Origin of the sequence: Paraburkholderia sp., from assembly GCF_035656215.1 — a bacterium.
Lineage (GTDB): Bacteria > Pseudomonadota > Gammaproteobacteria > Burkholderiales > Burkholderiaceae > Paraburkholderia.
In genome coordinates this window covers 1-11,100 of the sequence record NZ_DASRSY010000182.1, presented here as the reverse complement: position 1 = coordinate 11,100, position 11,100 = coordinate 1, and the positions used below count along the sequence as shown (strand labels likewise).

Below are 11,100 nucleotides of genomic sequence, written 5' to 3'. Positions count from 1 at the left end.
ACCGCAATCCGCCCGCTTTGACCGCATCTTTTTCCAGTTGCTGTTTGACGCCTGCGGCCACGTCCAGATGCTGATCCAGAAAGCCCTGCACCACCGCCGGCGAAGTCGGAATCCGGACGATCGTCGCGCGATGCAGTTCTCGCGTCAGGAACAGATCGTAGGCGCTGCCTTTGCCGACCGCGACCGTCACGCCGGGTTGATCGACCTGCTCGTTGGCGGTGATCGGCGACGTGTCGCGAACGAGATAAAAGCCTTCAATCAACACATACGGTTTCGTGAAGCGATCAGATTTGCCCTGCCGCAATGTCCTCCAGCGATCTTCCGCGCGTCGGCACTCCCATGAGTACCACGGCCAGCGCACCAATTAGCAGCACAAGCGTCGTCGCACCGAACACCCCGGCAAAGCCTAGCTTCGGGTAGACATACCCAACGAGGATAGGCGCGGCAATCGCGCCCAGCCGGCCAATTGACGAAGCGAGCCCCGTACCCGTTGCGCGCACGTCGGTGGGAAAGACCTCCGGGGTATAAGCATAAACGCCGGCATAGGTGCCGTTCATGAAGAACGACAGCAGGATTCCCGACGCCATGATGCCTGCATCCGTACGCGTCAACGCAAGCCCAAGTGCCGATACGCCGCCCAATATCATGTATGACGCGATCGTCGCCTGCCGGCCGATCTTCTCGTTGAGCCACGCGCCTGAAAAGTATCCCGGGATCTGTGCACAGTAAATCACGAGCGAATACGAAAAGCTTCGCGTGATCGTCATCCCGTTCTGAACCAGCAAGCCGGGAATCCACGTGAAAAACGCGTAGTAGCTGAACGTGATGGAGAGCCACATCAGCCACGTCATGGCCGTGATGCGCGCAAGCTTCGCCGACCACAACGCCTTGACGTTGGCGACGATCGAGGCCCGTCCGGCTGCGAGCGGAACGGTTCCGTCGCGCACGGGTGGCAGCGGCTCCAACTGCACGCCGGCTCGAGTTACCTCCGCCTCCATCCGCGACACGATCGCATCGGCCTCCGCGTGCCGGTCGCGTGCCTCGAGCCAGCGCGGCGATTCGGGCAACGCGCGGCGCCACCAGAGCAGCATCAGAATGGGCAGCGCAGTGATGACCATGACTGCGCGCCATGCATTGGGTGCGAGCGGAATTACCAGGTAGCCGAGCAGTGCGGCCGCCACAAAGCCGAAGGAGAAAAAGCCCGCAAGGCTGCCGGTGAAACTCCCGCGATACCGCCGCGCCACGAACTCCGAAAGAAACGGCGCGACGATGGCGCTTTCCGCGCCCGTCCCCAACCCGGCGACAATACGCGTCGCAAGAAAAAATCCCCAATCATTCGCGAGCGCGCTGGCAAGCGACGCTATGCAGTAAATCACGAGCGCATACATCATGACCTTGCGCCGGCCGATGATATCGCCGAGCATGCCTGCAAGCATCGCGCCTGCGAAATAACCGATGAACGTGCCGCTTCCCAGCACGCCGGTCTGTACACTCGTCAGCCCCCATTGCGTGCGCAACACCGGCAGCAGGAAAGCGAGCACGGCGGCGTCCATCGCATCGAAGGTATAGCCGAGGCCGCCCATCAACAGCAGACGGCGGTGAAAACCTGAAAACGGCAGACGCTCGATGCGGGCGGCGATCATCGACATGAACAGGCTCCGATAGGGACGGCGGGACGCTGGGGACGCAGGGGTGATACGGTCAAACGCTCTCGAGCTCGTTGACGAAGATTCGGCCGTCTTTCATCACGAGCGGAATATGCTCGCCCTGACCTAACAGGCAATCGACGGACTTCAGCGGATTGCCATCGACCACCAGCACATCGGCATGAGCACCCGGCATGATTCTGCCGAGCTTGTCCTGCATACCGAGCACTTCCGCACCCACGAGCGTGGCGCTCGCGATCACCTCGGCCGGTGACAGGACTTCGGCCAGAATCCGGAACTCATCGCTTTGCAGACGCTGCGCCTCGCCGAGCAAATCCGTGCCGAAGCCCATCTTGACCCCGGCGCGCTTCATGACTTCGATCGAGTGCATGCCGGCGCCATGCACGTCCGCGATCTTGGCAATGCTTGCCGGCGGCAGCCCATATTTCTCGCCTTCGCTCGCAAGGGCGTCGTACGTGACAAGGGTTGGCACGACATACGCACCGTGCTCCGCGACGAGACGGGCGGTCTCATCGTCAATCAGATTGCCGTGTTCGATCGTGCGCACGCCACAGCGCACCGCGCGCGCGATCGCCGCAGGCGTATAGGCATGCGCTAGCACATAGGTACCGCGCCCCTGGGCTTCAGCGACGATGGCGCGGATCTCATCTTCGGAGTAACCGAACGCGCCAACCGGATCGGTCGGTGAAGCAACACCGCCCGACGCCATGATCTTGATCTGGTCGGCGCCCATCTGCAGTTCCTCGCGCACGGCCCGGCGCACTTCATCGACGCCGTCCGCCACGCGGCCCAGCGCGCCCACGCGCACGCAGCATCCGCAGGGCGAATCGGGCGGCATGTAGTCGGAGCGGGCGCGCGAATCGGCATGACCGCCCGTCTGGCTTAACGCACGGCCGGATACGAAGAGGCGTGGACCTTCGACCAGCCCTGATTCGACCGCCTGCTTGAATGGAAACCCGGCACCCCCTGCGTCGCGCACGGTGGTGAAGCCGCGGCGCAGCATCGCGCGCATGATCGGTACGGCGCGCAGCGTAACCAGCACATTGGGTAGCGTCGCGACGCGCGGCAGGTTGAACTCGATCGCGACGACATGCACATGCAGATCGATCAAGCCCGGCATGATCGTTTTGCCTTTAACGTCAATGACGCGCGCGTTGCTGCTTTTTATCGGCTTGTCGGAAACTTCGCGGACGAAGCCGTCCTCGATGAGGACTTCGAAACCCTCTAGCAGATCAGGGCGGGTAGGATCGAGAAGCGCGCCGTTACGTAGGAGGAAAGTGCTCAACTGTTGTCTCCTTCAGGTTTCGATCTCAGCGCCCGGCATTCGGGCCTCCCCTCGAGTATGCAGGCTGACGCATGTAAGCGCTGCCAGGATTTTCATCAGGATTGGTCTGATACGTATCGAGTATGTCGGCTGACAATCACCTGACGCACAGCGGCATGCGTTTCTCCGGCAGACGGGTCATGCTGCGCCGCGATGCACGCGAATCATGTTTCATTGAGCGGCGGAAGTGGCGCCCTTTCCTGCTGATGCAATCTTCTCTTTTTCCAGGCGCGTCGCAGTGCAGTTTCCGCATCCGCCCAGCGAAAGTCGCTCGCGACACCTTTGGCAAAATGCACGGTCACAGCGTCGGCCAGTTCCGCAACTTTCGGTTCGTCTTCGCGAGGGAGATTTTCCAGCCGCGCCGGATGTCCGAAGTCCCCACTCCGGTCCATCCAGCGATACAAAGCCGGAATGGTCCGCGGCCATTCGCCCTGACGCGCAACCGCACATAGCCTGCGCCACGCTACCGCTTCGCTTTCGAGCCATTGTTTTCGCGCGTCGCCTAGCCGATTTTTTGCGCGCCGCAGGAACATTGCGATGCGCCCACGTGCCCACACCACCACGAAAAGGCCCAGCACGATCATACAGCCGGCGATCAACCGCCCGCTATGAATTACGATGATTCTGTGCGGAAGGCCCTGGCTCATCACATCGGCAGGAATTTCAAAGAGAGGCTTCTCGCGCGCGGTGGATGCGGAAAACGTCACACCCGGCAACTCGATCGTCTCTTTCTTTTGCGTCCTCGTGTTCCACCATTCGATCGTCACAGGCGGCAGTTTGAACCGGCCGTTGTGATCGGCAATGTAGCTCACGCTGTCGGTTCGCTCGCCCGCGACCAGTCCCACCCGGTCCTGCACGATGTTGCGGGTCGTGGACGGTTTGGCGTAGCGCTTTAATCCGCCAACCTCGCCCAGACTCACCGGCGGAATCATCATCGATTCGGTGCCGGCCGCACTCTGTGTGATGGTGCGCGTGATCGAATCGCCTACTCGAAGCTGCTGCTTCGACGGTTCGATTTTTTGCGTGGCCGTGAGCTTCGTAGTCGGAAAGAATACCGCCATATCCTGCGCACCCGGCGGCAAAGTCGTCACGAGTTTGAGCGCGGGGGTCATGACCTGCACCGGGGTGTTCATCCCTCCCGGGTAGACAGTGATCGCAAAAGGCGGGATGTCGTAGGTCTTGCCTGCCTGAGGCGCAATGCGATAGGCCCGGCTCACGCCAAACCAGCGCACACCGTTGACGTCTTCAGAAAGGTTGTCGGCCTGTTCGTCCGGCAGGCTCACAATCGCGTCGGCGATGGTGAAGAGCGGCCAGTTCGGCGCCTCGGTAAACCACGTGGTTGTCAGCAGGTCGACGACGAGCTTGACCTCGCTGCCCGCTACAACCGGCCCGGCGGGTTCCAGATGCGCGCGAACCATGGTCCGCGGCGCAGGATCCGCAGACGCCGGCGTTGAAACGCAGGCCGCGCCAAGCCACCCGATGACGAGCAGAAGCCGCAGGAAAATCGTCGTCATGGCGCGCCCGCTCCCTTTGCATCGGATTCCTGTTCAAAGCGCTGCTGTAGAAACACGGCTGGCGATGTATTCAGATTGCGCATCCAGAGTTCTTCGCTCGGACGCGGTGCACCCTCGATCACGGTCGACGTGCCCCGCCCTTTCTTTTTGTCGGTCTGCACCTGATCGGGTGGATCCTCCTCCGGGTCCATTTCATCCTGTTTGTCTTTTGCCAGCAGTCGCTGCAGGAAGTCCCGATTGGAGGCGGCCTCGGGCAGCGCCGGCTGAAGTTTGAGCGCGTTGTCGTACGCCTTGATGGCGGCGGCGTAATCGTCGAGATGCGCGAGCGTATTGCCCATGTAGAAATACGCTTGCGCCGTCTTCAGACGCGAAAAACTTTCCAGGGCGCCGGCATAGTCGCCCGCGAGATATTGCGCGCGACCCTTCCACATCGGATCGTCAAAGCGTTGTGCGGCTGCCCTGTAATCACCGTGTTCGAAGTTCCAGCGGCCTTGCTGATCGTGCGTAGCGAACAGGTCGATCCAGTGCCACTCAGCGGCCTGTGCGTGATTGGGAATGGCGCTGAAGGCCAGCGAAATCAGCATCACAGGCAACCACTTTACGGTCCACCCGCGCCGGAAACTCCACAGCGCGAGCAACAGTAGTGGAACAACGAGCCAGTAGCCCGTTTCTTTCCAGCGCGGCACGATCTTCGACTCCTCCTCCTGCGCGAGGTAAGCTTGCGCACGATGCTGGACCCACACTACGTCGTCATTGTCCACCCGCATGCTGGCGAGCGGAATGTCGGCTTCATTCGCTACTTTGCGGATCGCGTCGGCATCGAAGGTGCCCATCAGCGGGTGGCCTTCGGGGTCCATTGCGATCGTGCCGTCAGGGCCGCGTATCGGGCCGCCGTTTTCCGTACCGACCGCAAGCCACAGCAGTTGATGCCGCAGTGACTTGGCCTTTTGCACGAAAGCGTCGGTCTGATTCGTATCGAAACCGTCGCTCATGAAGACGATCGTGCCCGCAGTGGGATCATTCGCCAGAAGCCGTTCGGCCGCGTCGAGTCCGGCGGTGGCGTTCTTCCCGTCACGCGGCATCAGCGAGGGCGACAGCGCCGGCACATAGAGTTCGAGCATGGCCGGGTCCTCGGTGGGCGGCACAACGAGGTGGCCCGTCGAGGCGAACACCACCAGCCCGGTGCGCGCACCTTTACGCGCCCTCGCCAGGTCGAGCACCTTCTGTTTGGCCCGCTCCAGCCGCGTGGGCGCGACATCGGTTGCGTCCATCGAATGCGCCAGTTCAAGTACGACGACGAGCGGCGCCTTGTCCTGATTGAACGGCGGACGCTCCTGCTGCCAGCTCGGTCCCGCAGCGGCGAGCGCGCCGATGCCGAGCAGCAGACCCAGCATGTGAACCGGCTGAATCACGCGACGCTTCGTGTCGCCAACGATCAGATGTTCCAGCAGCAGCGGATCGATGACGTTGCGCCAACGCGCACGCACACTGTTGCGGCGAAACCAGACGAGCGGCAACAACACCGCGGGAATCAGCAGTAGCAACCATCCCGGCCGCAGAAAATGGAAGGCCGTCAGATCAATTTCCACGACGCGCCTCCGCAATGACCACGCGTTCCGGCGGCCGCTCTCGACGCGGCGAACGCAGCACCGCAATCAGCAACGCCAGCACGTGATAGAGCGCGAAAATCGCCACGGCCAGCCCGGCCGGCACCCAGTAGAAATCGCGCTGCGGCCGGTAGATTTCGCGCTTCACTTTCTCGGGCGTGAGTTTGTCGAGCGTGGCGTAGACGTCGGCCAGGTCCTGCTGCCGCCCAAGTGCGCGAAAGGAACGGCCTCCGGTAATGCTTGAAATGCGCGCGAGCACATCGAGATCGACCTTGTCCTCGCCTGTCGTATCCGGATCACCTATTCCAATGGTATGAATCACTAATTTGTGGTCTTTGGCGATTTCGGCGGCACGCTCGGGCGGAATGGCACTGCTGGTGTCGTTGCCATCAGTTAGCAAGATCAGCACCTTCTCCTGCGCCGGCGAGTTTTCCATCAACTTGACCGTCAGACCGATCGCATCGCCAATGGCGGTACGCGGCCCCGCCATGCCGATCTGCATCTGGTCGAGCAGAACCTGCACGGCGTCGTGATCGAGCGTGAGGGGTGCCTGCGGATAAGCGGCGTCGCCGAACACGACAAGGCCGAGGCGATCGCCCTTGCGCTTCGCGATGAAATCGGCCACCACCCGTTTGACCGCAGTCAACCGGTCCATCCGAACACCGGCGGCATCGACGAAATCACGCGTCGCCATCGAGCCCGACAGGTCGATGGCGAGCATCAGATCGCGCGCGGGTTCTTCGCGCACGATCGGCGCTTCGACATAGACCGGTTTGGCCGCAGCGATCACCAGCAACACCCACAGCAATGGCAGCAGCAGACGTTGCAGCCAGTTGCGGCGCAGCCGCACGCCGCCGGGCGCAGGCTTTTCGCCGGCGGCCTGCGCCATCTCATGAAAAAACGGTATACGCACCGCGGAAGCCCTGGTGCGATAGGCCGGCACCAGCCACCACACGAAAAGAGGCAGAGGCAGCAGCGCGAACAGCCACGGGAAATCAAACTTCCACATGATGGCGTTCGATCCAGTCGCGTGTATGGCCGATGAGCGCTGCCGCGTCGCCGTCGGAAATCCCGGCGACCACCTCGGGCGGCGCATAGCTCGCGAGTGCGAGGAGCGCCCCGCTTCTGGCGTCGAAGCGGCCGCGCGTACGTTGCAAAAACGCGAGCCATTCGCCGCCGGTCAACGCCGCGACCTGCTCGCGCGGCGCGATCACGAGCGCGGTGCGCTTGATCAGGCGCGGTATGGCGGCGAGCACGTTCGCGCGTTGCTCACTGTCCGCTCGGGTGGACGCGAGACTGGCTTCGATGCTCGCCAGCTCCGTGAGCGCGGCCCGCCGGTAGCGCTGCTTCTCGCGACGGCGTCGGCAAAACCAGATCGCCATGCCTAGTGCCGCCAGCAGCACGACGGCAACGAACGCCCAGCCGATCGTATGCGGTGCGTACGACACCGCTTCAGGCAACGGCAGCTCCTGCAACGGCTTGAGTTGTCCTGACGAATCAGGTGGAACGAGCAATGCACGGCTCATAGACCGCTCCCCGTGGCCGGTCGCGCGCGCTGGCCGAAGAGCCGCCGTACCTGCTCGACCGTCGGCTCCGCCGTCGAGAGCGCCATCAGCGGTACGCCGCTTGAGCGCAGCAACTCCGCCACCTCGGCGGTGCGGCCACTGAACAGGCTCGACAGCGGCGCACGGACCCGCTCCTGCTCGATACGCAGTTCCACCTGAAGATGCCCTTCGCTGACCACCAGCGCGCGATGTTCGGGCATGTGCTGCCACAAGGGATCGAAGATCATCGCCGCGACAACATCGTTGTGCGCCGACAACTGCCGCAACAAGCGCTGCGTGCGTTCGTTCGCGCCGGCAAAATCGCTAATGATGCAGATAAGGTAGTCGTGACCGGCTAACTGCAGCACCCCTTCGAGCGCCGAGTTCAGTTGAGCGTAGTCGGTACGTGCTTCGCTATCCGCATGCAGCGCGCGATTCATCGCGGCGAGTGCGCCGAACAGGACTTTGATCCGACTGCGACTGCGCAGCGGTCTCACCCGCACGATCCGGTTATCGTTGAACAGCACGCCACCGACCCGGTCGCCGGCTGTGAAACCCATCCACACAGCAAGCGCAGCCACTTCGGCGGCCACCACCGACTTGAACGCGCGGCGCGACCCAAAAAACATACTCATGCGCTGATCGACGACCACCAGCAGCGGCCGGTCACGCTCTTCGGTATAGGCGCGAATCTGCGGCTTGCCGAGACGCAATGAGACCTTCCAGTCGATGTGACGGACATCGTCACCGGGCAGGTAGGCGCGAATCTCTTCGAAATTGAGCCCGCGCCCGCGCAACCGCGACGCGTGACTGCCTGAGAGCACGCTCGATACCGGCGCCGGTGCGATAAAGCTTAGCCCGCGAGCATGAAACTCGAGCTTCGCCAGATGCGCCGCGTCGACATACACGCGGCCCATTGCAGCGTTTGCAGATTCGGACATCATGACCACGGCGATCCCTCGCGTCGATGCGACGATGCTTGTTGCGCCATGAGTCAGGCCGGCACGGCAACCTTTTCGATTAGCCGGTCAACCACGGCGTCGGCATTGATGTTCTCGGCATTGGCATCATAAGAAAGTATCAGCCGATGCCGCAGTACCGGATGAACGACCGCGCGCACATCGTCGGGCGTGACGAATTTTCGATCCTGCAGCCAGGCCTGCACGCGGCTCGCCCGGTCGAGGCCGATCGAACCGCGCGGGCTCGCGCCGATTTCGATCCATTTTCCGAGGTCTGCGTCGAGGTCCCTGCCATGCCGGGAGGCATTGATGAGCGACACAATATAGTCGTCTACCGCGGGAGCGACCGTGATGTGCCTGATTTCTTCACGCACTGCGAAAATGACATCTTGTGAGAGGACGCTGGGCGCGCCGCCGACCTCGCTGCTTTCGCGCCGCAGCAGCCGCAACATGTCAATCTCGCTTTGCGGTGACGGATACGTAATTAGCACTTTAAGAAGAAAACGGTCCATTTGCGCTTCAGGCAAAGGATAAGTCCCTTCCTGTTCGATCGGATTCTGCGTTGCCATGACAAGAAACAGATCCGGCATCTTATGCGTTTTACCTGCTACGGAAATCTGCCGCTCTTCCATTGCCTCCAATAATGCGGATTGAACCTTGGCCGGCGCGCGGTTAATTTCATCCGCGAGAATCAGATTGCCGAAGATTGGGCCGGGTTGAAAACTGAGCGTGCGTTCCGTGCCGCTTTGCAGCAATGTTTCGGCGCCGGTGATGTCGGACGGCAACAGGTCGGGGGTGAACTGAATGCGGCTCATGGTGGCCGCGAGACGCGTGGCAATGGCTTTGACGGTACGGGTTTTGGCGAGTCCGGGCAGGCTTTCGAGCAGCACGTGGCCGTCTGCCAGTAGCGCGATGAGTACCTGCCGGACAACGGCTTGCTGGCCGACTATCGCTTCGTTGACACTCGCTTCGAAGCGCAGGATCGTTTCGCGCATAGCTCTCGATTTCCCAAATCATTGAATGGTGGACTAACCTGGATGCCAATGCTCGCCGCCAGACACGTTAATGCACGCGCGCTATTCCGTCAAAGTTTCGCCCATGAGTAAAAAAAGAGTGAAATGTATTTGAAAAATTGTTAGCCTGCACCTGACGTTTGCCAAACTGCATTCGGCGTACCTGCTACCAGCATAAATCGTTATTCTGTATCGCCAAGCTCCTTTGCCAATGAGAACTGGTCACGCTTGCTAAAGGGCCAGCAGCTTCACCTGCCTGAGAGAAGGGATGATGAGTTCAGGAAAACGTGGCACGGGAACGGCTGCCCGCTCTAAAAGCGCGCCCTCCGCAACCCCGGCGCCCGCCGTGCGTTATCGCAAGCTGCTTCTGTGGGGCGCGCTTCTCGTCATGCTTCCTGCATGCGTCGGCGCGGCAGTCAGTTGGGCCGTCACCTCACATAGCCAACCCCATCCGCAAGTCGTCTACGGCGACGGAACGCATGGCCCACTCGACATGGCCTGGGTTCCGGGCGGCCGGTTTCTGATGGGCAGCGACTCGAAGCAGGCGCAGCCCAACGAGCGCCCCGCCCACAAGGTACGCGTGCACGGTTTCTGGATGGACCGTCATCACGTGACCAATGCTGAATTCCGCAAATTCGTCGAAGCCACGGGCTATGTCACGACCGCCGAGAAGAAGCCCGATTGGGATACCCTGAAAGTGCAGTTACCGCCGGACACGCCGCGTCCGCCTGACAGCGCGATGGTGGCGGGCGCGATGGTATTCGTCGGCACGAACCAGCCGGTGCCGCTGGAAGACTATTCGCAGTGGTGGCGCTATGTGCCCGGCGCGAACTGGCGTCACCCTACCGGGCCAGACAGCAACATCATCGGCAAAGACGATCACCCCGTTGTCCAGGTTTCCTACGAAGATGCGCAGACCTATGCGAAATGGGCCGGCAAACGCTTTCCCACCGAAGCCGAATGGGAGTTTGCCGCGCGTGGCGGGCTCGAGCAGGCCACTTACGCCTGGGGCAATCAGTTCGCGCCGAACGGCAAGCAGATGGCCAATGTCTGGCAGGGTCAGCAGGTGCAGTCGTTCCCGGTGGTCAGCCCGAAGGCGGGCGGGGCACTCGGCACGAGTCCGGTTGGCACCTTTCCGGCGAACGGCTATGGACTCTCCGACATGACCGGCAACGCCTGGCAGTGGGTGGCCGACTGGTATCGCGCCGACCAGTTCCGGCGTGAAGCGGTGAGCACGAGCACGATCGACAACCCGATCGGCCCACGCGATTCGTGGGACCCAGCCGACCAGGGCGTACCTGTAGACGCCCCCAAGCGCGTGACGCGCGGCGGCTCGTTCCTCTGCAATGAAACCTATTGCCTGAGCTACCGCCCTAGCGCGCGGCGCGGCACCGACCCCTACAACAGCATGTCGCATCTCGGCTTCCGGCTGGTGATGGACGAAGACACGTGGAAGCAACCACTAGCCCGTC

9 protein-coding genes and 1 pseudogene are annotated in these 11,100 nt (G+C 62.0%); 1 reads left to right on the top strand and 9 read right to left on the bottom strand.

Annotated elements, in window-relative coordinates; all coding sequences use genetic code 11:
* From VFE81_RS10485 to VFE81_RS10445, 9 genes and pseudogenes are all read right to left on the bottom strand, one after another.
* Window positions 1-280: pseudogene (locus VFE81_RS10485) on the bottom strand (ABC transporter substrate-binding protein); the annotation flags it as partial.
* Window positions 281-284: 4 nt separating this feature from the next.
* On the bottom strand, window positions 285-1,649 hold the full coding sequence (locus VFE81_RS10480) for an MFS transporter (RefSeq protein ID WP_325044526.1): 1,365 nt from the start codon (window positions 1,647-1,649) through the stop codon (window positions 285-287).
* Between the two features lie 52 nt (window positions 1,650-1,701).
* A complete protein-coding gene (locus tag VFE81_RS10475; protein WP_325044525.1) occupies window positions 1,702-2,952 on the bottom strand; it encodes an amidohydrolase family protein in 1,251 nt (416 codons plus the stop codon).
* Window positions 2,953-3,155: 203 nt separating this feature from the next.
* Entirely contained in the window at window positions 3,156-4,505 is a 1,350-nt protein-coding gene (locus VFE81_RS10470; RefSeq protein WP_325044524.1) for a hypothetical protein, read from the bottom strand.
* On the bottom strand, window positions 4,502-6,094 hold the full coding sequence (locus VFE81_RS10465) for a vWA domain-containing protein (RefSeq protein ID WP_325044523.1): 1,593 nt from the start codon (window positions 6,092-6,094) through the stop codon (window positions 4,502-4,504). The genes VFE81_RS10470 and VFE81_RS10465 overlap by 4 nt, the downstream gene beginning before the upstream one ends.
* A complete protein-coding gene (locus VFE81_RS10460) occupies window positions 6,084-7,121 on the bottom strand; it encodes a VWA domain-containing protein (protein WP_325044522.1) in 1,038 nt (345 codons plus the stop codon). The genes VFE81_RS10465 and VFE81_RS10460 overlap by 11 nt, the downstream gene beginning before the upstream one ends.
* Window positions 7,108-7,638 carry a DUF4381 domain-containing protein gene (locus VFE81_RS10455; RefSeq protein ID WP_325044521.1) on the bottom strand — a complete coding sequence of 177 codons (531 nt, stop codon included), beginning with the start codon at window positions 7,636-7,638 and terminating at the stop codon, window positions 7,108-7,110. The genes VFE81_RS10460 and VFE81_RS10455 overlap by 14 nt, the downstream gene beginning before the upstream one ends.
* On the bottom strand, window positions 7,635-8,597 hold the full coding sequence (locus VFE81_RS10450; RefSeq protein ID WP_414695573.1) for a DUF58 domain-containing protein: 963 nt from the start codon (window positions 8,595-8,597) through the stop codon (window positions 7,635-7,637). The genes VFE81_RS10455 and VFE81_RS10450 overlap by 4 nt, the downstream gene beginning before the upstream one ends.
* A gap of 53 nt (window positions 8,598-8,650) precedes the next feature.
* On the bottom strand, window positions 8,651-9,610 hold the full coding sequence (locus VFE81_RS10445; protein WP_325044519.1) for a MoxR family ATPase: 960 nt from the start codon (window positions 9,608-9,610) through the stop codon (window positions 8,651-8,653).
* 289 nt (window positions 9,611-9,899) lie between these two features.
* Here VFE81_RS10445 and VFE81_RS10440 point away from each other — a divergent pair.
* On the top strand, window positions 9,900-11,100 hold a 1,201-nt coding region (locus tag VFE81_RS10440; protein WP_414695572.1), incomplete at its 3' end, for a formylglycine-generating enzyme family protein.